The organism is Kitasatospora sp. NPDC056651 (genome assembly GCF_042792155.1).
Lineage (GTDB): Bacteria > Actinomycetota > Actinomycetes > Streptomycetales > Streptomycetaceae > Kitasatospora.
The window spans coordinates 1-21,647 of the sequence record NZ_JBHTWX010000140.1 but is presented as its reverse complement, the minus strand read 5'-3'; the positions used below and the strand labels follow the sequence as shown (position 1 = coordinate 21,647).

The following is a 21,647-nucleotide window of genomic DNA, read 5'->3' as shown; positions in this document are numbered from 1 at the left end:
CCCTCGGCATGTCCCCACACCTCCACGCAGGCACAACGCGTCGCCAGTGCCATCAACCGAGCTCAGCCAGGCCCAACTGAAAGGCGGAGGCTAGGCTTCGAATACGATGCCGGCCTCCCTGGCGAGGCTCAGGGCCAGCTCCATGGACCCCGGGCCTCGCACGGTGACACCCTTGAGGTGCGCGGCACCGCCGAGGTCGAGCAATGTGCAGTTGTCGAAGCTGACACCGGACTGAATGACGACGTTGGCGAACTGGGCTCCCGTCAGATCGCACTTCTCGAATCGGACATCGCGGAGTTCGGCGAACTGAAAATCAGCCTGGGAGAGATTGCACTCCCTGAACACCACCGTTTTGAACTTCGCGTAGCGGAACAGCGTGCTGTCTGTCCGAGTGCCCTCGAAGAGGACGTCGCGGAAACTTCCGTTGCTCCAGGACGAACCGGTAAGTCGGCATCCGGTCACCGTACTTCGGAGGACGGACACGTCCTGTGTCCGGACCGTGGCGAAATCGCAGGTATCGAAGGCGACGTGAGCGAGCACCGACCGGACCAGGTGCATCCCGGTGAACCGGACGTTCTCGAAGGCGCATTGCTCGACTTCGATCGCTTCGCCCGATCGACCGACGAGGCTCAGCCCGCTGTATTTCCTGCCTTTGATGGTGGCGTCGTCCTCAAAGTCATGGTCGGGCAGCTCCGCAGGTCGCAAAGCCACCTGAAAGCGCGGGGTCAGGGGGTTCTTCTGGCGAGGCATGGCCTGATTCATGACGGGCACCTCACAGTAGCCGCTGGAGTGGACGAAAGAACGCTAGCATTCAACTGCCATATCCAGAAAGGCAGTTGAAAATACACAGGTTTTGAAAACCGGTAGCTATTCAGGCGATCCTGCGCAAGGCCGCCGTGCTGAAATGGGCGAGCACGGAGACGGCAAGGGCGGCGAGTCCGGGGACAGGAAGCAGTCCCCGAAGGAGTCGGACGGCCGGTGGACCGATCCGGCCCGACCCGGTGGCCACTGCCACTGACAGGGCGTCAATTGCGGTGATCTCGGCCTGCTTCGGTCCAACGGCGCGCAGCTGCGCTCCAGCCGATCGGGCCAGGTACACCCCGCGGTCACGCCGAAACGAGGCCGACAGAGCCCGGATGGCCTGGTCGAACCCGTTGGAGATGGGGATGACCCTGGTGGTTTCGGTGGCCCCTTGCGCTGCCGCAAGGGGCCACCGGCGGACGTGGGTGGGGCGAGCGTGATCCTCGTCGTCCCCCCAGGTGCCCGGAAGCCGTCTTGCGCTGATCGACTGTCGGGGTGATAGTCGTGCAACTGAGCGCAGTCGGAGCGATACAGGGAGAGACCATGAGGTTGCGTTTCCTGGGGATTATTCCGAACACTCCTGTTGACGACTCGCCGACGATCTGGCTGGACGAGGACACTGGGGATCTTCTGATCCAGTCCTACAAGGCCAAGCCGGAAGAGGTGAAGGCGTGCCAGGAGATCGGGTCGGTCCCCGGCCACGGCACGGATGTTCCGGATCACGAGACGATCGTCCGACTCCCGGCTGTGATGCGACAGTTCATTCCGCGACTGGAGGACGGAAACGGTGAAGTACCCAGTACGTGAGGGCCTGGCCGGTGCGCAGCGCTCCGCCGTCCATCTGGAGATGCGTGACGGCTACACGCCGCATGATCCGGAGTTCGCTCGCTGGCGTGCCGGCCATCGGTACGACAATGACCCGGCCAAGCTGCCTGACTGGTGGGGCTCTTGGGCTGAGCTGGTCGCCGAGACAACCGGGCGCGGCGTGGTCATGCGGCGGGCCCGGGTCGTCTCGGAGCCGGTGACGGACTACATCCGGTACGAGCACGACCTCACGTTTGCCAATGTTGCGGCGGGTGAGCTGGTCCGCTGGTTGCCCCGGCGGAGGGCTGCCGACATCGCGCTGCCGGGAACGGACCTGTGGATGTTCGACGGGTCGGCCGTGCTGTTCACGTACTTCTCCGGGGGCGGGGATGTTGTGGACAGGGAGTGGCGGACGGAACCGGACGTCGTGGAACTGGTCAGGTCTGCGTTTGAGGCCGTGTGGGAACGGGCCACGCCGCACGAGGACTACAAGCTGGTCTGACCGATCATGTCCGTGTCTGGGTCGTCTCACGTCCAAGCTGCCCGGAAAGTCCTTGCAGATCGCCTTCGGGAGATGTGCAAGGACGCTGGGTTGGACGGCAAGCAGCTTGCGGCGCTGTGCGGTTGGCATCCGTCCAAGGTGTCTCGGATCTCCACCGGCAAGACGTCGCCGTCCGCTGACGATGTGCGCGCGTGGTGCCGTGCGTGCGGGAGGGAAGACCAGACGGCGGATCTGGTCTCCTCTCTGCAAGCCGTGGAAGGCATGTGGGTGGAATGGCGCCGCATGGAGCGTGCGGGGCTTCGGAGGGCGCAGGAAGCCGTTCTGCCTCTGTTCGAGCGAACGCACTGGTTCCGGGCCTACTCGTCGTGGCTCGTTCCGGGACTCCTCCAGACGCACGGATACACGGAAGGCGTGTTGCGTGCCGTCCAGCTGAGGCGAGTCCCGGTCGATGACGTGGCCGCCGCCGTGGCCGTTCGGATGGAACGGCAACGCGTGCTCCGCGAGGGGCAACGGCGTTTCGCGTTCCTGCTTGAGGAGTCCGTACTTCGCAACGGGCTTGGTGATGCCGACACCCAAGCCGAGCAGCTTGAGCGGCTGATCGCGGTGGGCGGTCTGCCGAATGTCAGTGTCGGGATCGTTCCTGCTCGGCTGCACCGCGCGCGGATGCCCGTGGAAGGGTTCTGGATCTTCGACACGGCTCAGGTGAACGTGGAGCTCGTCTCCGGGCATCTCACCCTGACGCAGCCCAGCGAAGTAGCCATGTACGCCGACACGTTCGCGACACTGGCGGACATGGCGGTCTATGGCTCGAAGGCTCGTGCGTTGATCACGGCCGCCATTGATGCGATCGGGTGAAATCGTGCAATCTCGCAGAATCGCGTGGATGCCAACTCCCCTGATTTCCTAGCGTGTTGCCATCAGTTCCAGCGAATCCGAGGGAGTGGCCGGCATAGCAGTCAGTACCAGCACGCGTAAGTCGAGGGCGAGTGGAGACTTTGCGGACGACCACGACGACGGATCTCCCGCGACGCTGCGGGAGATCGCGCTGCGCGAGCCCGCCAAGTCCGCCATGGGCCTCCCGCGCGGCCCGCTGAGCACGTCCGGTTCTCTTCCCGGAGGAGTTCAGCGAGGCCCCGTTGATGCTGGAGGAGCGCGACCGGCGGGCGGATTTGCTCGCCAGGCTGCGCGACCAACCACCGGTGGCGCTGACCGAGAACCGGTCCACTTGGGCCTCACAGACCCCCGTCCCGTCTGGGGAAGACGCGGGGCGGGCAGCACCACCCAACGGGCAACCGCCCATTGGGCCTGACCGGCACGGAGGTACTGACATGAGCAAACACGGCGGCGGCTCCGGCGACGGCAAGGGTGGCGGGCAGCAGGACGACAGCAACAAGGGCGCCGGGCACGGCGGCGGTGGGTCCGACGAGGGCGGCAACACCTCCGACGGCTCGTCCCCGGCGGGCGGCAAGTGACCAGCGAGACGCACCAGGAGGCGGGCCCTCAGGGGCTCGCCTCCGCGCTGGTGGCCGGCGGAGCCCTTTCCCCGGACTGGCTTCCTTCTTTCGAAGCCGTACCCCGTGAGTTGTTCGTCCCGGATCGCATCTGGCCGGGCATCGCGGACGGCACCCGCCAGAACCCCGTGGTGTACCGGTCGCAGGACCCCGAAGCGTGGCGGAGAGCGGTCTACTCGGACATCCCGCTGACCACGCAGTGGGACGACGGCGACCACGCGGGGGACGGGCTCGGTACAACGCCGACTTCCTCCAACTCCATGCCCACAATGGTGTTCTCGATGCTCCAGGACCTCGGCGTCCGCCCAGGCAACAGGGTGCTGGAGGTCGGAGCCGGCACGGGGTGGAACGCGGGCCTCCTCGCCCACCGCCTGGGCGGCCCCAACGTCGTGACCGTCGAGTTCGACCCGGACGTTGCCCGCGGCGCCCGGGCGAACCTGGCTCGGGCCGGACTCGCGCCGACCGTGGTCGAGGGCGACGGGCGGCAGGGTTGGTCGGAGGGTGCTCCGTACGATCGGATCATCGCCACCTGCTCCCTGCTGGAGATTCCTTCGGCGTGGCTGGCGCAGACGGCCCCCGGCGGGATCATCGTCGCGCCCTTCGGCACCGAGTACGGCGGCGAGCAGATCGTCCGGCTGACCGTGAACGACGACGGGACCAGTGCGAGCGGCAGGTTCACCCGGAGTTCGGCGTTCATGCGACTGCGCCAGCAGCGCACCGACCGGCCGCCCTTCGAGGACTACCTGCGCGGCCGGGAGTGGCCCGCGGACGGGGTGAGAAGCACCACCGCGCTGGCCCCGCCGGACACCGGCGGCTGGTTCGAGCAGTTCCTCATCGGAGTGGCCGTCCCCGGGGCGTTCTGGCGGGCGGAGCGCTACGACGACGGCGCGTACACGCTGTGGCTCTACAGCCGGGACACCCGGTCGTGGGCGTCCGCCGACTACGAGCACAGTCGCACGGAATACGAGGTCTACCAGTCCGGCCCCCGGAACCTCTGGGACGAGGTGGAGGCCGCCTGGCACTGGTGGAACGACCGGGGCCGCCCCGGCTTCGCGAGATTCGGACTGACGGTCGGGCCCGAGGGCCACACCGTGTGGCTGGACAGCCCGGAGAACCCGGTGCCGCTTGGAGGCTGAGTCCTGCCGCTGCTTCGCCCCGTCGAGCCCGTCGGCTCGAGGGGGCGAAGGTGTTCCTGTTCCACGCCCAACGACCGCCACAGTAAGTCCAGTTGGTGACGGCCGGTGGACCAAGCCCGTTACCAACCCGCCGAAGAAGAAGTGAGCCCGAACCGATGGACCAGTACGCGCAGTTGCTCGCGGACCTCACCGAGGCCGGCGCGCTGGGCGAGGAGTGGCGGGGCGCGTTCGAGCGCGCCCCGCGCTCTGCCTTCATTCCGGACGCCGTGTGGACCCCGGACGAGGAGGCCCCGACCGGCTGTCGGCGGATCACCAAGGCCGACGAACCGGACGCCTGGTGGGCGCTGGTGAACGCCGACGGCGTGGTCGTCACGCAGGTCGACGACGGAGACGAGGACGGGCCCGGCATCGCCACGTCGTCGGCCTCCGTGCCGTCCCTGGTCGCGTCCATGCTCGGCCGCCTGGACGTGGCGGACGGGAACGCGGTGCTCGACATCGGCACGGGAACGGGCTGGACAAGCGCCCTGCTGTGCAACCGACTTGGCGACGGGGCCGTGACGACGGTCGAGGTCGACCCGGCGGTGGCCGCCGCAGCCGGGGAGCGACTGGCAGCGATCGGGTCGAAGCCCGGCCGGGTCGTCGGCGACGGCCTTCTCGGCCACCCGGCCGGTGGCCCCTACGACCGGATCCACTCCACTGCGGCCGTTCGGCAGGTGCCACTCGCGTGGATCGAGCAGACCCGCCCCGGCGGCATCATCGTGACCCCCTGGGGCACTCCGTACGCCAACGCCGGGTTGCTCCGGCTGGAGGTCGGCGGACCGGGCGAGCCGACTCACGGCCGCTTCGTCGATGACGTCTCGTTCATGTGGATGCGGGCACAACGCCCGCACGTCGTGAGCGAGCCGGGCGGCGTGCCGGGCGACCGGGGCCCCTCGGCGATGGACCCGGAACTGGCGCTGGAGGACGTGAACGCAGCCTTCGCCATCGGCCTGCGGGTGCCGGGCATCCGGTACGAACACGTCTGGGACGAGGCCGACCCCGGCGCCACCTTCCGCATGCGGCTCTCGGACGGCGCGGGCTCCTGGGCGTCCGTCCGCTACGCCGGGTGGGGCGCCGGGGATGCCGTTCACCAGTTCGGAGCTCGCCGGCTGTGGGACGAGGTCGTCGGCGCCCGCCTGTGGTGGGTGGAGGAGGGCAGGCCGGACCTTTGCCGGTTCGGCGTGACCGTCACCCCGGACGGCACACAGTCCGTCTGGCTGGACGCCCCCGGCACAGTCCTGCCCTGACCTCGGAATCACGGACGGGGACGGTGCGCGAACTCGGAAACACGTGAAGGCCCTCGCCCACCCATGGCGAGGGCCTCGCGGGAGCCCGTGCTCGGCTAGCTCCCAGGTCGGCGGGGCGAGAGGAGTAGGGGGCCACCGGAACGACTCTCAATTCGTGAGCCGTGGCCGTGCCATCTTCGGCTTTTACTTGCAGGACAGCCGTGCCCGGAAGTGGCTCGCCGAGATCCATCGTTCGGCCCAGCAACGCACACAGGCCGCTGGAGCAGGATGAGACCTTCGGTCGTCATCACCGCGGACGCCGCCACGACCAACCGGTTCGGCCTGGGCGCGTCGGGATCGTCGTGGAACTCCCGCCCGTGCTACCTGATCAGCTCTCTCAACCGGTGGCGGTTCCGGTGGCCCCTTTCTGCGGAAAGGGGCCACCGGGGGACCTGTGAGGGGAACGCCTGAGCAGAAAGACCAAACTAGGCGGATCAGGTCTGCATCCGTCGCCCCACACGGGCCGAAGGCGGCAAGCCGCCGCCCGCCGGCACCCTTCGCCAAGCGCACTGGGGCCCCGGCCGACCAGGCCGAGGGGCCGCGCCACAGAACCCGTGCGCCAACGGGCATGCGGGGCGCGGCAGTCAGGGCGAGAGACCCGCCGAACAGGCTCATGTGATCACCTCCATGGATCGAGCCCAAGCGTGGTGCGGCGGCACCCTCGGGGGTCGTGGGTGCCGCCGCTGTGCTGTCAGCGTCAGGCGTCATACGGCGAGCGCTTACCCTCGATGCTGTTGCTGTTGCTGCCCTTCGTCAGGAGGGCCGCGTCCCCCAGGACGACGACCTCCTCCTCCGGCTCAGGGTCGAGCTGGGCGAAGTCCTCCATGGTGTTCACCTCCCTCCGTTGCTGTAGGGCGTGGCGGGGCCGGTCCCCTCCATCAGTCGGGCTCCGGGTGTCCTCCGGAGGTGATCCCAGAGTCCCGGGGCGGGCAGTGTCGGAATAAGGCCAGCCCGTGCACCCGTGATGGGTAAACTCGCGGTCAGTTATCTCGCGTGACACTGAGCAATGATCTTCCTTGTGCTGGAGGGGCAGCCGGCTATGAGTGAGTCCACGCCGCCACCGGGGCTTCCTCGTCGACTGCTCGCGGACCCCGAGATGGTCGCGGCATGCGAGGAAAGAGACTTCGCGTTGATCTTTCAACTCGCCAAGCGCAAAGGCGGTTACCACTCGTCGCGCATCGCCCGCGCATGTGACTTGACGCCCAGCAGGGTGGGCGAGGTGATGAAGGGGCGGCCGAAGATCACCAATATGACCGTCATCGAACGCATCGCGGACGGCCTCCGGATTCCGGGACGGATGCTCGGCCTGGCGGACCGCAGCTGGGAACAGCCGTCGGTCCCGCGTCAAGAACCAACACCGGCGATTGAGCCTGCCCGTGCTCGGTTGCCGGTCGTGGATTCGGGCTTGGGTAGCGATCTCGACAGCATCCTGGCCATTGCGGCGGGCGCGCGGGTCACGCCCAACCTCCTGCGATCCCTCCAGGCGTCCATCGAGGACTACTGGCGGCGCGATGACCAGCACGGCGGCGAAGCGCTTCGGCCAGCGGTGATCGGTCAGCTCAGGTACGTCACGGGCATAATGCGCGACACCGCCGACCCCAACTACCGGCGCAGTCTTCACGGCATCGCTGCTGAGCTCGCACGACTCACCGGGTGGACATACTTCGACGCACGGCAGTACAACACCGCGCAGGGCTACTTCACCGAGTCGCTTCGGTTCGCGCGAGAGATTGACGACCGCCCGTTCATCGCGAACGTGTTGGCCTGTCTCAGTCTCCAGTCGACCTACCAGGACAGGGCGCAGGACGCGATCACTCTGGCCCGAGCCGCGCAGGACAGCGCGCGCCTTGTCGGTGGTACTCCGAGGCTGCTGGCCATGCTGTCGATGCGCGAAGCCTTCGGCCACGCGAGCGCACACGACCAGGAGTCGACCCACCGCGCGATCGCCGAGGCGCACCAGCACTTCGAGCGCATCCGTGAGGCGGACGACGACCCTGTATGGGTCGAGTACTTCGACCGCACCAAGCTCACCGTGGACACCGGAATCGCCCTCAGTCAGCTGGGGGACGCGACCGCTGCCGAACCCCTCATCGCCGAGGCATTACGGGCCGAGCTGACGGCGAATCTCCGAGGCCGCGCGTTCCACAGCTTCTGGCTCGCACGCACCCAACTCCAGCGGCGGCAGGTCGAGTTGGCATGCTCGACCGCCACAGAAGCCCTCGATCTCGCGGCAGTGATCGATTCTCCCCGAGTGGGTTCCCACCTCCAGGAGTTCCGCCACCTACTCGAGCCCTACCGGGCCAACGCCTTGGTGGCGATGCTGGTGGAACGGATCACCTGCGCGGCCGGCTGATCAAAGACCGGCCTCGTCCAGCAGTAGGTAGAGCACGCCCACGAGCGTGCCGCTGCTGACGATCTCGCGGCGGTCGATCATGCCGCGAAGCTCGGACAGCGGAACCCACTCGATCCGGTCGGACTCGTTGCGCTCGGTCGGCGGGCCCGCGAACTCGACGGCATCGGCCCGGAAGACGAAGTGCTCGGAGTCGGTGATCCCGTTCGCCGGCTGGGCGTAGATCAGCGGCTTCACCTCGCCGACCTTCCAGCCGGTCTCCTCCAGAGCCTCACGAGCCGCGGCCTCCGCCGGGGTCTCGTCCGACTCGACCAGCCCCATTGGGAGTTCCCAGGCCCAGGTGTCGGTGATGAAGCGGTGCCGCCACATCATGAGCACCTGCTTCTCGCTGTTCACGACGGCAGCCACGGCCAGGTGCCGCAGCTTGACCACGTGGTACTCCCAGCGGCGCCCGTCAGGCTGCTCGACATCGGTCAGCCACAGGTTCACCCAGGGGTTCTCGTAGATCGGACGTTCCCCGTGGATCTTCCACTGCATCGCTGCGACCCCTCTCGACGGACCTTCAGCATGTCAGACCCAGGAGTGCCGAAGGCAGGTTCCGGCAATTTGCGTCACTTTGACGAATAGTGGCCTCGCGGCTGCGGCGCTTCGGCTGAGGGGCCGCCGGAGGATCACCTGGCGCGATCGTCGCGGGTCGTCGAGTTCTGGCCCGAGCGCGTACTCGAAGTCGATCCCCACCTTGACCGCTTCCGCTACCTGTCGATCCGTCAGGCATCCCGCCGTAGCGCTTCGTCCGTCGAGCGGAGCCGGCTCGACGGACGAAGCGATCAGGCCCGGCCCCATGGTTCACCAGGGCCCGGGCCATCCGCTCATGCCAGGCCCAACGACCGCCGCAGGAAGCGCAGTTCGTGGGTCAGCAGGTGCTCCACCACGGCCTCGTCGGTGGGCCGGTGGCCGGTGGCGCGCAGCGGGAGCACCTCGTGCGGGCGCCCGGCGGCGAGCAGGGCGGCGGACAGCCGCAGGGTGTGGGCCGGGCGGACGTTGTCGTCGGCGAGGCCCTGGATCAGCAGCAGCGGGCGGCTGAGTTTCGGCGCCTCGGTGATCAGCGAGCCGCCGTCGTAGTGCCCGGGGTGCTCGTCGGGGTGGCCGAGGAAGCGCTCCTGCCAGTGGGTGTCGTAGAGCCGCCAGTCGGTGGGGGCGGCTCCGGCGGAGGCGGCGTGGAAGACGTCCGGGCGGCGCAGCACCGCGAGGGCGGCGAGGTAGCCGCCGTAGGACCAGCCGCGGATGCCGACCCGGTCGAGGTCGAGCAGTCCGGGCCGCAGCCGGGCGACCGCCCGCAGGCCGTGGACCTGGTCCGCCAGCGGGAGCTTCGCCTTGTCGCCGTACACGGCCTTCTCCCACCGGGGCCCGCGTCCGGGAGTGCCGCGGCCGTCCACCACGAGCACCGCGAAGCCCTGGTCGGCGAACCACTGGGAGACCTGGTCCCACCAGAGGCCGCCGGTGGTGGCCTTCTGCGTCGCGGGCCCGCCGTACGGGTCGAGCAGGACGGGCAGCGGGCCGTCCCCGGGGCGGTGGCCGGTGGGCAGGAAGAACGCGGCACGCAGGGCGTGCGGGCCGAGCCGGAGCAGTTCGGGCCGGGCGGTGACGGCGGGCGGCTCGGCGCGCGAGGCGAGCGGGAGCACCGGGCGGCCCTCGCGGTGGACGGTGGAGCGGCCGCCGGGGTGGCCGGGGGAGCGGGTGGTGAGCACCAGGGTGCCGCCGCGCCGCAGGCCGGTGTGCAGGCCGGGGCCGGCGCTCAGCCGACGGGGGCCGGTGTCCGGCGCGTACGTCCAGAGGTGGGTCTCGGTGGGCTCGTCGGAGGCGGTGAAGAGCACCTGTTCGCCCTCCGTCCCGAGCACCGCGCGCAGCTGGAGCCCGGCCGGGGTGACCGGCTCGCCGTCGACGGTCAGGTGCCGGGTGTCGCCGTCGTCGGCGGTGTCGACCAGGGCGCCGCTCGCGGTGCGCACCGGCAGGCCGGGGAGCAGTTCGACCCAGTGCGCGTCCTGCCGTTCGGCGAGCACCCGGGTGGTGCCGTCCGGGTCGATCGCCAGGGTGCGGACGGTGCGCTGGTCGCGGCTCTGCACGGCGGCGTACGGGCCGTGGCCGTCCCAGCCGGCGGCGGTCAGGTACTCGAAGGCGGTGCGGTCCCAGCGGACCTCGGTGTCCGTGCCGTCGAGGCCGAGCAGCCGCAGCGAGACCTCGGCGTTGGCGGTGCCGGCGAGCGGGTAGCGGACGGCGCGCGGCGGGCGGTGCGGGTCGGCGGGGTCGGCCAGGTAGAGGCGGGCGAGCGGGCGGTCGTCGACCCGGGCGACCAGCAGCGTGGTGCCGTCGGGGGACCACCAGTGGCCGCGGTCGCGGTGCATCTCCTCGGAGGCGACGTACTCGGCGAGCCCGTACGAGACGTCCTCGGCCTCGGGTTCGGCGAGCGGGCGGTCGTCCGTGCCGTCGACGCCGACCACCCGCAGGGCGCCGGCGCTGACGTAGGCGATCCGGCGGCCGGTCGGGTCGAGCCTGGGGTCCTGCGGCGGGCCGGGGACGGGGACGGCGCGGACGGTGCCCCGGGCGGTGTCGGCCAGCCACAGGGAGCCGTCCAGGGCGAAGGCGGCGAGCGAGCCGGTGGCGTCGGTGCTGTACCCGGTGATGCCCTCGGCGGTGCCCAGGGCGGCGGGGTCGGCGAGCAGCCGCTCCCCGCCGGTGGCGGTGTCCAGGGCCCAGAGGCAGTCGAGCGGGTCGGTGCCGTCGCGGCCGCGCAGGAAGAGCACGGTGGTGCCGTCCGGCGAGGGCTCGGGTCGGACGGGGGCGCCCAGGGTGAACCGTCGGGTGCGGGCCAGTCGGCGGGGTAACGAGTCGGTCGTCATGCCGGGCACCATAGGCAGGCCCGGCACGCCCCTGTCGAACGGGTAAGTCGGCGGAAACGGCTCGGGGCCGCCGTGGATCCTGGGATCCACGGCGGCCCCGGAGCGGGCGGGGACGGGCGTCAGTGCACGTCGCCCATGAGGGCCTGGACCTTCCTGCGGTAGGTGAAGACGGCGAACCCGGCGAGGGCCGCGAGCGATGCCTGCATCGCGATGATCCCGGTGCCGTTGAGGCTGACGCCGGCCAGCGAGAGGAGGCTGGTGGTGCAGTCACCGGCGGTGACGGCGAGGAACCAGACGCCCATCATCTGGGAGGCGTACTTGCGCGGCGCCATCTTGGTGGTGACCGAGAGGCCGACCGGGGAGAGGCACAGCTCGCCGATGGTCTGGATCAGGTAGATCGAGACGAGCCACAGCGGGGAGACCAGGGTGCCGTTGTCCGCCATGGTCATCGGGATGATGAAGAGGAAGAACGAGACGCCGATCAGGACCAGGCCGATCGAGAACTTCACGATGGTGTTCGGCTCCTTGTCCCGGCGGGACAGCCAGAGCCACAGCCAGGCGAAGACCGGCGCGAACGCCATCACGAACAGCGGGTTCAGCGACTGGTACCAGGTGGCCGAGAAGCCGAAGCCGAACAGGTTGTCGGCGGTCTTCTTGTCCGCGAACAGGGAGAGCGTCGAGCCGCCCTGGTCGTAGATCATCCAGAAGATCGCGGCCGCGGCGAAGAACCAGATGTACGCGGACATCTTGGACTGCTCGTCGGAGCTCAGGTCCTTGTCGCGCTTGATCCGGGTCAGCACGGTGAGCGGGATCAGCAGGCCGGCGACGGTCAGCGGGACGAGGGCCCAGTTCAGGGTGTACACGCCCAGGCCGACGATGGCGCCGTAGAAGGCGGCGACGGCCAGGACGACCAGGCCGCCCTTGACCAGCAGGCGCTTGCGCTCCTCCGACAGCAGCGGGTTGGGGACCTCGCTGCTGCGGGCGCTCAGGTGGCGGCTGCCCAGCAGGAACTGGGTCAGGCCGAACGCCATGCCGACCGCGGCCAGGCCGAAGCCCAGGTGCCAGTTGTACTCCTTGCCGATCGTCCCGATGACGAACGGGGCGACGAAGGCGCCGAGGTTGATGCTCATGTAGAAGACGGTGAAGCCACCGTCCCGGCGCGGGTCGTCGGGGCCGTTGTAGAGCTGGCCGACCATCGTGGAGATGTTGGCCTTCAGCAGCCCGGAACCGAGCGCGACCAGGAGCAGGCCCAGGAAGAACGCCGCCTGGCCCGGGACGGCCAGCGCGATGTGGCCGGACATGATCACGAACCCGGCGATGGCGACGGTCTTGCGGGCGCCCCAGACCCGGTCGCCGAACCAACCGCCCGGGTAGGCCATGAGGTAGACCATCGAGACGTAGACGGAGTAGATCGCCGTCGCCGTCGTCGCCTTCATGGCGAGGCCGCCGCCCTGGCTGCCGACGGCGGCGTCGGCGCCGCCCGAGACCAGGTAGTAGATGAGCAGGGCGCGCATGCCGTAGTAGGAGAAGCGCTCCCACATCTCGGTCATGAACAGGGTGGCGAGCCCCCGGGGGTGCCCGAGGAAGGTCTTGCCGCTGGGGTTGGCCGACGGGACGTCGGTGTCCAGGGTCTTAGACGCCATGAGTAGTGGTTCCTTGCCTGACAGCGTCCGCCCGGGGGTGTTGCGGCGGACGTGGACAGAACCACTCTACGTGGCGACATTTGGCTTTATCAGATGACAAAGGCCATGAATCAGGTGTGGGAATGGCTAAGTTGGCAGCAGATCTGCCCGATCTATCGATGGTAAATGGGCGCGTCTTCCTTCGGTTCAAAGATCCAAGCGAAGAATCTTCACTGAACTGCCGGTCCGTCACGCCCCGTTGAGTGTGATCGGACGCTTATATAACGATCACGCTCTGTGAACTACCTCACAGGGCGTACGGGCTCACCCCGGCGGACTACCATCACCCCATGACCTGTGTGCTGCTCGCCGAGGACGATCCGGCGATCTCCGAACCGCTCGCCCGGGCCCTGCGACGCGAGGGCTATGAGGTGCTCGTCCGCGAGGACGGTCCGACCGCACTCGCCGCCGGCCTCACCGAGGAGGTCGACCTCGTCGTCCTGGACCTCGGCCTGCCCGAGATGGACGGCCTGGAGGTCTGCCGCCGCCTGCGCGCCGACGGCAAGAGCTGCCCCGTGCTGGTGCTCACCGCCCGCGCCGACGAGGTGGACACCGTCGTCGGCCTGGACGCCGGCGCCGACGACTACGTCACCAAGCCCTTCCGCCTCGCCGAACTGCTCGCCCGCGTCCGTGCCCTGCTCCGGCGCGGCAACGTCGACCAGCTCACCACCGGAGCGCACGGGGTGAAGATCGACATCGAGTCCCACCGCGCCTGGCTCGGCGACGAGGAGCTCACCCTCTCCGCCAAGGAGTTCGAGCTGCTGCGCGTCCTGGTGCGGGACGCCGGCCGGGTGGTCACCCGCGAGGAGATCATGCGGCAGGTCTGGGACACCACCTGGTGGACCTCCACCAAGACCCTGGACATGCACATCTCCTGGCTCCGCAAGAAGCTCGGTGACGACGCGGCCAACCCGCGCTACATCGCCACCGTGCGCGGTGTGGGGTTCCGGTTCGAGAAGAACTGACCCCGTCGGAGATCACCCCGTGAGAGATCGGGGCCGGACGGCGCCCGACGGGGGCGGCGTCCGGTGGAACGGAACACCTCGGGGAGCGGCAGCGTGAAACGCCGGATGATCAACTCGCTGCTGGGCGTCGTCCTGGTGGTGGTCGTGGTGTTCTGCGTGCCACTCGCCCTGGTGGAGAAGCGGACCATCGTCAGCTCGGCCCAGGACCGGGTGGACGCGGCCGCCGTCCGGGTGCTCGCCCTCGTGGAGAGCCGGCTCGCCGCGGGCGAGCCGGTCACCGGGCGGGCGTTCGAGAGCCAGGTCACCGAGGGCAGCTACGTCGAGGTGCAGGTGCCCGGCCAGCCGGTGGTCTCGGCGGGCGAGCGCCCGGCCGGGAACCACCTGCTGAAGGCCGTCGAGCGCGGCAACAGCGGCGAGACCGTCACCGTCGAGCAGTCCCGCGAGGACGTCGACCACGAGATCGCCAACAACCTGCTGCTGCTCGGCGTGGTCGCCCTGCTGGCCGTCCAGGCCGCGGTGGCGCTCGCCGTCTGGCAGGCCAAGCGGCTCGCCCGGCCGCTCACCGACCTCGCCGAGACCGCCGAACGGCTCGGCTCCGGCGACCCCCGCCCGCGCGACCGGCGCTACGGGGTGCCCGAGCTCGACCGGGTCGCCGAGGTGCTGGACACCAGCGCCGAGCGGATCGCCCGGATGCTCACCGCCGAGCGCCGGCTCGCCGCCGACGCCTCGCACCAGCTGCGCACCCCGCTCACCGCGCTCTCGATGCGGCTGGAGGAGATCACCGCCCTCGCCGAGGACCCGGAGACGGTCAAGGAGGAGGCGACCATCGCCCTCCAGCAGGTCGAGCGGCTCACCGACGTGGTCCAGCGGCTGCTGACCACCCAGCGCGACCCGCGCAGCCCCACCGCCGTCGCCTTCGACCTCGACGAGGTGATCAAGCAGCAGGTGGAGGAGTGGGGCCCGACGCTGCGGGAGCAGAGCCGGGTGCTGTCCCTGGAGGGGCTGCACGGCGTCACCGCGGTCGGCACCCCCGGAACGGTGGCCCAGGTGCTGGCCACCCTGATCGAGAACTCGCTGATGCACGGCGCCGGGACGATCACCCTGCGGGTCCGGCCGTCCGGCACCTCGGTGGTGGTCGAGGTCCAGGACCAGGGCGCCGGTGTGCCGCCGGACCTCGGCAACCGGGTGTTCGAGCGCGCGGTCAGCGGCCGCAACTCCACCGGCATCGGCCTGGCCGTCGCCCGGGACCTCGCGGAGGCGGACGGCGGGCGGCTCGAACTGCTCTCGCTGAAGCCGGCGGTGTTCGCGCTCTTCCTCGGGCGCAGCCAGGAGGGCTGAGCGGGGCCCGGGCGGAGGACCGCGGGGCCCGGGCGGGGGCCTGCGGGCCGGTGCCCGGACAGCGGTGAGCCCCGGCCGCCGGTTCGGCGTGCCGGGGCTCACCGGTCTCCCTGGTCCTACTCGGCCTGGGCGAAGCGGACCGGCTCGGGGGCCAGCATCCGCTCGGCCTGCGCGGCCAGCTCCAGGCCGGCGGTGGGCGCCGCGGTCGCGGTGGGCGCCGCGGGCTGCTGCTGGGCGGGCACCATCGGCTGCTGGGCGGGCGCCGCGACCGGCTCGGGCACGGCCTTGAACACCCAGGTGCGGTACGAGACGAAGCGGAACACGGTGGCCACCGCGAGGCCGATCACCTTCGCGCCGATCTGCTCGAAGTGCGAGTCCAGGCGCAGCACGTACACGGAGAAGCCGAGCACACCGGTCTCGATCAGCATGCCGATGCCGCTGTAGACGAGGAAGAGCGTGATCTCGCGCTTGCGGGAGGCCGCGTCGCGGTCCCGGTACAGCCAGTAGCGGTAGCCCAGGTAGTTGGTCGCGATGGCGATCACCGTCGCGACGATGTTCGACCGCACCGAGGCCAGGCCCATGCCGTTGATGCAGACCCAGAAGACGGCGAAGTTGACCACCACGCCGCTCAGGCCGACGATGCCGAACTTCACGACTTCACCCGTGAGTCCACGCATCTTCTGCGCGAGCGGGGGTTTCGAAGCTTCGGTCGTCGTCATACCGGACTGCCTCCATGTGCCTGCGGGACGAAAGGGCCGTCCGCGGTGTTCGCGACGTCCCTTGAGTCCTGCGTGCACGCACATGATCGGACCGCGCAGACCAGGACCTGGCCGTCCAGGCTACCCGCTTCAGTCGAACGGCTCAGCCGCCAGGGCGACAGGTTGACATCTACGCGCGTCCGTTCGGGTGGCCCCACCGGCGCCTCCACCGCCCCCGACCGGCCCGGATATCCTGGGCCGCGTGACTTCCCCGGGCAATGTGAATTTTCCAGTGGTGGGCATGATCGGTGGCGGGCAGCTGGCCCGCATGGCACACCAGGCGGGCATCCCGCTCGGGGTCAGGTTCAAACTCCTCGCCGACACGCCCCAGGACTCCGCCGCACAGGTGGTCTCCGACGTCGTCCTCGGCGACTACCGCGACCTCGACACCCTGCGCGCCTTCGCCGCCGGCTGCGACGTGATCACCTTCGACCACGAGCACGTCCCCACCGAGCACCTGCGGGCCCTGGAGGCCGACGGCATCGCCGTCCGCCCCGGCCCGGACGCGCTCGTCAACGCCCAGGACAAGGGCGTGATGCGGGCCAGGCTCGACTCCATCGGCGTGCCCTGCCCCCGGCACCGGATCGTCGCCGACCCGGTCGACGTCACCGCCTTCGCGAAGGAGGGCTCCGGCTACCCGGTGGTCCTGAAGACCGTCCGCGGCGGCTACGACGGCAAGGGCGTCTGGGTCGTCGACGACGAGCAGCAGGCGCACGCCCCGTTCCTGGCCGGCGTCGCGGTGCTGGCCGAGGAGAAGGTCGACTTCGTCCGCGAGCTGGCCGCCAACGTGGTCCGCTCGCCCAGCGGTCAGGCTGTCGCCTACCCGGTGGTGGAGAGCGTCCAGGAGAACGGCGTCTGCGCCGAGGTCACCGCCCCCGCGCCGGACCTCGACCCCGCCCTGTCCGACGAGGCCCAGCAGCTCGCCCTGCGGATCGCCGGCGACCTCGGCATCGTCGGCCACCTCGCCGTCGAGCTGTTCCAGACCCGGGACGGCCGCATCCTGGTCAACGAGCTGGCCATGCGCCCGCACAACTCCGGGCACTGGACCCAGGACGGCGCCGTCACCTCGCAGTTCGAGAACCACCTGCGGGCCGTCCTCGACCTCCCGCTCGGCGACCCGCGCCCGCGCGCCAAGTGGACCGTCATGGTCAACGTCCTCGGCGGCGACTACCCGGACATGTACCACCCCTTCCTGCACTGCATGGCCCGTGACCCCGGGCTGCGGATCCACATGTACGGGAAGGACGTGAAGCCCGGCCGCAAGGTCGGCCACGTCAACGTCTTCGGGGACGACCTCGAAGACGTCCGCGAGCGCGCCCGCCACGCGGCCGCCTACCTGCGAGGAACGATCACCGAATGACGAACCCAGTCGTTGGCATCGTGATGGGCTCGGACTCCGACTGGCCGGTCATGGAGGCCGCCGCCCAGGCGCTCGACGAGTTCGAGATCCCCTACGAGGTGGACGTCGTCTCCGCCCACCGGATGCCGCGCGAGATGGTCGCGTACGGCGAGCAGGCCCACCGGCGCGGTCTGAAGGCGATCATCGCGGGCGCCGGCGGCGCGGCCCACCTGCCGGGCATGCTGGCGTCCGTCACCCCGCTGCCGGTCATCGGCGTGCCGGTCCCGCTGCGCTACCTGGACGGCATGGACAGCCTGCTGTCGATCGTCCAGATGCCGGCCGGCGTGCCGGTGGCGACCGTCTCGGTGGCCGGCGCGCGCAACGCCGGCCTGCTCGCGGTGCGGATGCTCGCCGCGTTCGACCCCGAACTCACCGAGAAGATGACCGAGTTCCAGGCCGAGCTGAACAACCAGGCCACCGAGAAGGGCGCGAAGCTCCGGGCCAAGGTGGCCGGCTCCACCTCCTTCGGGTTCGGCAAGTAACCCGGGAGCGGGGTGGGGTGGAAGGGGTGGGGTAGAACAGCCCGTATGACTTCGGACTCCCTCACCCCGCTGGACCGCGCCCGAGCCCTGCTGCGCACCGCCCCCGTGGTGGACGGCCACAACGACCTCCCCTGGGCGATGCGCGAGCAGGCCGGGTACGACCTCGGCGCGCTCGACCTCGCCGCCGACCAGAGCGACCGCCTGCACACCGACCTCGCCCGCCTCGCGGAGGGCGGGGTCGGCGCGCAGTTCTGGTCCGTCTTCGTCCCGGCCTCGCTGGCCGGCGACCACGCGGTGAGCGCCACCCTGGAGCAGATCGACTTCGTCCACGCCCTGGTCGAGCGCTACCCGGACCGGCTGCGGCTGGCCCGCACCGCCGACGACATCGAGGCCGCCCGCGCCGACGGCCGGATCGCCTCCCTGATGGGCGCCGAGGGCGGCCACTCCATCGACTGCTCGCTGGCCACCCTGCGCGCCCTGTACGAGCTGGGCGTGCGGTACCTGACGCTCACCCACAACGACAACGTGCCGTGGGCGGACTCCGCGACCGACAAGCCGGTGGCCGGCGGGCTGACCCGGTTCGGCGAGGAGGTCGTCCGGGAGATGAACCGGCTCGGCATGCTGGTGGACCTCTCGCACGTCTCCGCCGACACCATGCGCGACGCCCTGCGGGTCACCGAGGCGCCCGTCGTCTTCTCGCACTCCTCCTCGCGCGCCGTCTGCGACCACCCGCGCAACATCCCGGACGACGTGCTCGCCCAGCTGCCCGCCAACGGCGGGGTGGCGATGGCGACCTTCGTGCCGAAGTTCATCCTGCCCGCCGCCATCGACTGGACCGAGGCCGCCGACGAGAACATGCGCGCCCACGGCTTCCACCCGCTGGACACCACCCCGCCGGCCATGGAGCGCCAGCGCGCCTTCGAGGCCGCCCACCCGCGCCCGGTCGCCACCCCGGCCACCGTCGCCGACCACCTCGACCACATGCGCGAGGTCGCCGGCATCGACCACATCGGCATCGGCGGCGACTTCGACGGCACCGCCTTCCTGCCGGACGGCCTGGACTCGGTGGCCGGCTACCCCAACCTGGTCGCCGAACTCCTCGGCCGCCACTGGTCGGAGGCCGACCTGGCCAAGCTCACCTGGCACAACGCCGTCCGCGTCCTGCGCGACGCCGAGTCGGTGGCCGCCGGGCTGCGCGCCGCCCGCCGCCCGTCCATCGCCACCATCGCGCGGCTGGACGGCGTGAACTCCTAGGACCTAGCCCAGCCGCGGGATCTCGATGGCCGGGCACCTGTCCATCACCATGGCCAGCCCGGCCTCCCGGGTCCGCGCGTAGGCGGCCTCGTCCACCACGCCCAGCTGGAACCAGACCGCCTTCGCCCCGGCCGCCACCGCCTGGTCGGCGACCTCCCCGGCCAGTGCGCTGTTCACGAACACGTCCACCACGTCGACCGGGAACGGCACCTCGGCGAGCGAGGCGTAGCCCTGCTCGCCGAGGACCGTCTCGGCCTTCGGGTGGACGGGCACGATCCGCTTGCCGTACCGCTGGAGCACCTGGGCCACCCCGTACGCGGCCCGGGCGGTGTTGCCGGACAGGCCCACCACCGCCCAGGTGTCGCCCGTGCCGGTGAGGATCTCGCGGACCGTCGCTCGGTCGCCGTAGCTCGTCATGCCGGTGGGAACACCGGGCGGGGGCGGGGGATTCCGGGCTCGGGTGAGGCCGTCGCCCCGGAGCAGGCGGTCGGCCTGTCGCTGTCGGTCCACCCGGAGCTGTCGGTCCACCCGGGGCTGTCGCTCCAGACGATCAGGAACGGAAGCGCCCGCCCCTGGGGTCCGGGGACTGGCGCTTCGTACGGCGGGCAGGCGGCCCGGCCGGGGCGTCTCAGCTGGGGCGGCCCAGGGCGCGGTAGGTCCAGCCGGCGGCCCGCCAGGCCTCGGCGTCCAGGACGTTGCGGCCGTCGAGCAGGCGGCGCTCGGCGACCACCGCGCCGAGCTCGGCCGGGTCCAGCTCGCGGAACTCGGCCCACTCGGTGAGGTGGAGGACGACGTGGGCGCCCTCGGCGGCCTCCAGGGCGGAGTGGGCGTAGGCGAGGGACGGGAACATCTTGCGGGCGTTGTCCACGGCCTTCGGGTCGTAGACGGTGACCTGGGCGCCCTGGAGCTGGATCTGGGCGGCCACGTTGAGCGCGGGGGAGTCCCGGATGTCGTCCGAGTCGGGCTTGAAGGCGGCGCCCAGGACGGCGACCCGGCGGCCCAGGAAGCCGCCGCCGCACTGCTCGCGGGCCAGCTCCACCATCCGGGAACGGCGCCGCATGTTGATCGAGTCGACCTCGCGCAGGAAGGTCAGCGCCTGGTCGGCGCCCAGTTCGCCGGCCCGGGCCATGAACGCGCGGATGTCCTTGGGCAGGCAGCCGCCGCCGAAGCCGAGGCCGGAGTTGAGGAACTTGCCGCCGATCCGCTCGTCGTAGGCGAGCGCCTTGCTGAGCTGGGTGACGTCCGCACCGGCCGCCTCGCAGACCTCGGCCATCGCGTTGATGAAGGAGATCTTGGTGGCCAGGAAGGAGTTGGCGGCCGCCTTGACCAGCTCGGCGGTCGCGAAGTCGGTGGCCATGAACGGCACCCCGGCCGAGATCGGCTCCGCGTACACCTCGCGCAGCACCCGCTCGGCCCGCTCGCTCTGGGTGCCGACCACGATCCGGTCCGGCCGCAGGGTGTCCCGCACGGCGAAGCCCTCGCGCAGGAACTCCGGGTTCCAGGCGAGTTCGGCGCCCTCGCCGACCGGCGCCAGCGAGACCAGCCGCTCGGCCAGCCGGGCCGCCGAGCCGACCGGGACGGTGGACTTGCCGACCACCAGCGTGGGGCGGGTCAGGTGCGGCGCGAGCTCGTCGATCGCGGCGTCGACGTACGACATGTCGGCGGCGAACTCGCCCTTGCGCTGCGGGGTGTTGACGCAGACGAAGTGCACGTCGCCGAACTCCGCCGCCTCCCGGGCGGAGGTGGTGAACCGCAGCCGGCCGGTCGAACCTTCGTGTCCGGCCACGTGCTTGAGCAGCAGTTCGGACAGCCCGGGCTCGTACATCGGGACCCGGCCCGCGGTGAGCATGGCGATCTTCTCGGGGTCGATGTCCAGGCCCAGCACCTCGAAGCCGAACTCGGCCATCGCGGCGGCGTGGGTGGCGCCGAGGTAGCCGGTGCCGATCACGGAGATGCGGAGGGTCACGGGTTCTCCCTTGGATGCGGACGCGACCAGTACGAATGCCCTGATGCTATCCGCACGCCCGGGGCGCGTCGGGATCGCCTGCACACGCGGGACGCTAGGCAGCCGCAGGTCGGCGCCCTAGGATCTCTACTGAACGGTAGTTAACCGCGGATCCGACGTCGACCGGACTCGATTCTGGCTCCGATCGGACTTCGGCCACTGGACGACGAGGCAGGCATCATGGCGGGCAGCGCAGGGGCGGCGGACTTCGATCTCTTCCGTATCTCCGAGGAGCACGGGATGCTCCGTGAGGCGGTGCGTTCGCTGGCCGAGGCGAAGATCGCCCCGTTCGCGGCGGAGGTGGACGAGCGGGGGCGGTTCCCGCAGGAGGCGTTGGAGGCGTTGCGGGGCAGTGACCTGCACGCGGTGCACGTGCCGGAGGAGTACGGGGGTGCGGGGGCGGACGCGCTGGCGACGGTGATCGTGATCGAGGAGGTG

21 protein-coding genes are annotated in these 21,647 nt (G+C 70.4%); 13 read left to right on the top strand and 8 right to left on the bottom strand.

From position 1 onward, the window contains the following. Positions 1-90 precede the first annotated feature (90 nt). Positions 91-762, bottom strand: coding sequence for a pentapeptide repeat-containing protein (locus ACFRAR_RS34995; RefSeq protein ID WP_380703757.1), 672 nt, complete (start codon positions 760-762; stop codon positions 91-93). A gap of 582 nt (positions 763-1,344) precedes the next feature. On the opposite strand from ACFRAR_RS34995, the gene ACFRAR_RS34990 reads away from it, so the two are divergent. The 6 genes from ACFRAR_RS34990 (at position 1,345) to ACFRAR_RS34965 (ending at position 6,040) form a co-directional block, all read left to right on the top strand. After that, on the top strand, positions 1,345-1,608 hold the full coding sequence (locus tag ACFRAR_RS34990; protein ID WP_380703755.1) for a hypothetical protein: 264 nt from the start codon (positions 1,345-1,347) through the stop codon (positions 1,606-1,608). Then, the gene (locus ACFRAR_RS34985; RefSeq protein ID WP_380703753.1) at positions 1,589-2,107 is read left to right on the top strand and encodes a DUF6879 family protein; all 519 of its coding nucleotides are present in this window, start codon (positions 1,589-1,591) and stop codon (positions 2,105-2,107) included. Before ACFRAR_RS34990 ends, ACFRAR_RS34985 begins: the two co-directional genes overlap by 20 nt. Before the next feature lie 6 nt (positions 2,108-2,113). Then, entirely contained in the window at positions 2,114-2,962 is an 849-nt protein-coding gene (locus tag ACFRAR_RS34980; RefSeq protein ID WP_380703750.1) for a helix-turn-helix domain-containing protein, read from the top strand. 473 nt (positions 2,963-3,435) lie between these two features. After that, the gene (locus ACFRAR_RS34975) at positions 3,436-3,579 is read left to right on the top strand and encodes a hypothetical protein (protein ID WP_380703748.1); all 144 of its coding nucleotides are present in this window, start codon (positions 3,436-3,438) and stop codon (positions 3,577-3,579) included. Then, complete coding sequence (locus tag ACFRAR_RS34970) at positions 3,576-4,754, top strand: methyltransferase domain-containing protein (RefSeq protein ID WP_380703746.1); 1,179 nt, start codon at positions 3,576-3,578, stop codon at positions 4,752-4,754. The genes ACFRAR_RS34975 and ACFRAR_RS34970 overlap by 4 nt, the downstream gene beginning before the upstream one ends. A 155-nt stretch (positions 4,755-4,909) precedes the next feature. Further along, a complete protein-coding gene (locus ACFRAR_RS34965; RefSeq protein ID WP_380703744.1) occupies positions 4,910-6,040 on the top strand; it encodes a protein-L-isoaspartate(D-aspartate) O-methyltransferase in 1,131 nt (376 codons plus the stop codon). A gap of 736 nt (positions 6,041-6,776) precedes the next feature. On the opposite strand, the gene ACFRAR_RS34960 is transcribed toward ACFRAR_RS34965, so the two are convergent. Further along, on the bottom strand, positions 6,777-6,905 hold the full coding sequence (locus tag ACFRAR_RS34960; RefSeq protein WP_380703761.1) for an albusnodin family lasso peptide: 129 nt from the start codon (positions 6,903-6,905) through the stop codon (positions 6,777-6,779). 213 nt (positions 6,906-7,118) lie between these two features. Here ACFRAR_RS34960 and ACFRAR_RS34955 point away from each other — a divergent pair, with 213 nt between their 5' ends. Continuing rightward, the gene (locus ACFRAR_RS34955; protein WP_380703759.1) at positions 7,119-8,432 is read left to right on the top strand and encodes a hypothetical protein; all 1,314 of its coding nucleotides are present in this window, start codon (positions 7,119-7,121) and stop codon (positions 8,430-8,432) included. Here ACFRAR_RS34955 and ACFRAR_RS34950 read toward each other — a convergent pair whose 3' ends face one another. From ACFRAR_RS34950 to ACFRAR_RS34940, 3 genes are all read right to left on the bottom strand, one after another. Beyond that, positions 8,433-8,966, bottom strand: coding sequence for an NUDIX domain-containing protein (locus ACFRAR_RS34950; protein ID WP_380703742.1), 534 nt, complete (start codon positions 8,964-8,966; stop codon positions 8,433-8,435). Positions 8,967-9,298: 332 nt separating this feature from the next. Further along, positions 9,299-11,326: a prolyl oligopeptidase family serine peptidase gene (locus ACFRAR_RS34945; protein WP_380703740.1), complete on the bottom strand. Its 2,028-nt coding sequence runs from the start codon at positions 11,324-11,326 to the stop codon at positions 9,299-9,301. Between the two features lie 119 nt (positions 11,327-11,445). Then, on the bottom strand, positions 11,446-12,969 hold the full coding sequence (locus ACFRAR_RS34940; protein WP_380703738.1) for a peptide MFS transporter: 1,524 nt from the start codon (positions 12,967-12,969) through the stop codon (positions 11,446-11,448). Positions 12,970-13,298: 329 nt separating this feature from the next. Here ACFRAR_RS34940 and ACFRAR_RS34935 point away from each other — a divergent pair, with 329 nt between their 5' ends. Continuing rightward, on the top strand, positions 13,299-13,973 hold the full coding sequence (locus tag ACFRAR_RS34935; protein WP_030058577.1) for a response regulator transcription factor: 675 nt from the start codon (positions 13,299-13,301) through the stop codon (positions 13,971-13,973). 93 nt (positions 13,974-14,066) lie between these two features. Beyond that, on the top strand, positions 14,067-15,311 hold the full coding sequence (locus ACFRAR_RS34930) for an ATP-binding protein (RefSeq protein WP_380703736.1): 1,245 nt from the start codon (positions 14,067-14,069) through the stop codon (positions 15,309-15,311). A gap of 116 nt (positions 15,312-15,427) precedes the next feature. On the opposite strand, the gene ACFRAR_RS34925 is transcribed toward ACFRAR_RS34930, so the two are convergent. Next, positions 15,428-16,030, bottom strand: coding sequence for a GtrA family protein (locus tag ACFRAR_RS34925; RefSeq protein ID WP_380703734.1), 603 nt, complete (start codon positions 16,028-16,030; stop codon positions 15,428-15,430). A 259-nt stretch (positions 16,031-16,289) separates the two neighbouring features. Between ACFRAR_RS34925 and ACFRAR_RS34920 the strand changes: the two genes are divergently transcribed. The 3 genes from ACFRAR_RS34920 to ACFRAR_RS34910 are packed head-to-tail and all read left to right on the top strand — an operon-like array spanning position 16,290 to position 19,204. Beyond that, the gene (locus ACFRAR_RS34920) at positions 16,290-17,429 is read left to right on the top strand and encodes a 5-(carboxyamino)imidazole ribonucleotide synthase (protein ID WP_380703732.1); all 1,140 of its coding nucleotides are present in this window, start codon (positions 16,290-16,292) and stop codon (positions 17,427-17,429) included. Then, positions 17,426-17,950, top strand: coding sequence for a 5-(carboxyamino)imidazole ribonucleotide mutase (gene purE / locus ACFRAR_RS34915; RefSeq protein ID WP_380703730.1), 525 nt, complete (start codon positions 17,426-17,428; stop codon positions 17,948-17,950). Before ACFRAR_RS34920 ends, purE begins: the two co-directional genes overlap by 4 nt. A 45-nt stretch (positions 17,951-17,995) precedes the next feature. Beyond that, positions 17,996-19,204, top strand: coding sequence for a dipeptidase (locus tag ACFRAR_RS34910; RefSeq protein ID WP_380703728.1), 1,209 nt, complete (start codon positions 17,996-17,998; stop codon positions 19,202-19,204). A gap of 3 nt (positions 19,205-19,207) precedes the next feature. Here the strand turns inward: ACFRAR_RS34910 and ACFRAR_RS34905 are convergent, their stop codons facing one another. Both ACFRAR_RS34905 and ACFRAR_RS34900 read right to left on the bottom strand, forming a co-directional pair. Continuing rightward, positions 19,208-19,621, bottom strand: a complete 414-nt coding sequence (locus ACFRAR_RS34905; protein WP_380703726.1) for a CoA-binding protein — start codon at positions 19,619-19,621, stop codon at positions 19,208-19,210. Positions 19,622-19,832: 211 nt separating this feature from the next. Further along, positions 19,833-21,170 carry a UDP-glucose dehydrogenase family protein gene (locus tag ACFRAR_RS34900; RefSeq protein WP_380703724.1) on the bottom strand — a complete coding sequence of 446 codons (1,338 nt, stop codon included), beginning with the start codon at positions 21,168-21,170 and terminating at the stop codon, positions 19,833-19,835. A 219-nt stretch (positions 21,171-21,389) separates the two neighbouring features. Here ACFRAR_RS34900 and ACFRAR_RS34895 point away from each other — a divergent pair. Further along, on the top strand, positions 21,390-21,647 hold a 258-nt coding region (locus ACFRAR_RS34895; RefSeq protein WP_380703722.1), incomplete at its 3' end, for an acyl-CoA dehydrogenase family protein.

Excerpts from the sequence above, each read along its gene's own strand:
- ACFRAR_RS34995 (WP_380703757.1), bottom strand. The coding sequence starts at position 762 with ATGAATCAGGCCATGCCTCGCCAGAAGAACCCCCTGACCCCGCGCTTT.
- ACFRAR_RS34990 (WP_380703755.1), top strand. The coding sequence starts at position 1,345 with ATGAGGTTGCGTTTCCTGGGGATTATTCCGAACACTCCTGTTGACGAC.
- ACFRAR_RS34980 (WP_380703750.1), top strand. The coding sequence starts at position 2,114 with ATGTCCGTGTCTGGGTCGTCTCACGTCCAAGCTGCCCGGAAAGTCCTT.
- ACFRAR_RS34975 (WP_380703748.1), top strand. The coding sequence starts at position 3,436 with ATGAGCAAACACGGCGGCGGCTCCGGCGACGGCAAGGGTGGCGGGCAG.
- ACFRAR_RS34965 (WP_380703744.1), top strand. The coding sequence starts at position 4,910 with ATGGACCAGTACGCGCAGTTGCTCGCGGACCTCACCGAGGCCGGCGCG.
- ACFRAR_RS34960 (WP_380703761.1), bottom strand. The coding sequence starts at position 6,905 with ATGGAGGACTTCGCCCAGCTCGACCCTGAGCCGGAGGAGGAGGTCGTC.
- ACFRAR_RS34955 (WP_380703759.1), top strand. The coding sequence starts at position 7,119 with ATGAGTGAGTCCACGCCGCCACCGGGGCTTCCTCGTCGACTGCTCGCG.
- ACFRAR_RS34950 (WP_380703742.1), bottom strand. The coding sequence starts at position 8,966 with ATGCAGTGGAAGATCCACGGGGAACGTCCGATCTACGAGAACCCCTGG.
- ACFRAR_RS34945 (WP_380703740.1), bottom strand. The coding sequence starts at position 11,326 with ATGACGACCGACTCGTTACCCCGCCGACTGGCCCGCACCCGACGGTTC.
- ACFRAR_RS34940 (WP_380703738.1), bottom strand. The coding sequence starts at position 12,969 with ATGGCGTCTAAGACCCTGGACACCGACGTCCCGTCGGCCAACCCCAGC.
- ACFRAR_RS34935 (WP_030058577.1), top strand. The coding sequence starts at position 13,299 with ATGACCTGTGTGCTGCTCGCCGAGGACGATCCGGCGATCTCCGAACCG.
- ACFRAR_RS34925 (WP_380703734.1), bottom strand. The coding sequence starts at position 16,030 with ATGACGACGACCGAAGCTTCGAAACCCCCGCTCGCGCAGAAGATGCGT.
- purE (WP_380703730.1), top strand. The coding sequence starts at position 17,426 with ATGACGAACCCAGTCGTTGGCATCGTGATGGGCTCGGACTCCGACTGG.
- ACFRAR_RS34910 (WP_380703728.1), top strand. The coding sequence starts at position 17,996 with ATGACTTCGGACTCCCTCACCCCGCTGGACCGCGCCCGAGCCCTGCTG.
- ACFRAR_RS34905 (WP_380703726.1), bottom strand. The coding sequence starts at position 19,621 with ATGACGAGCTACGGCGACCGAGCGACGGTCCGCGAGATCCTCACCGGC.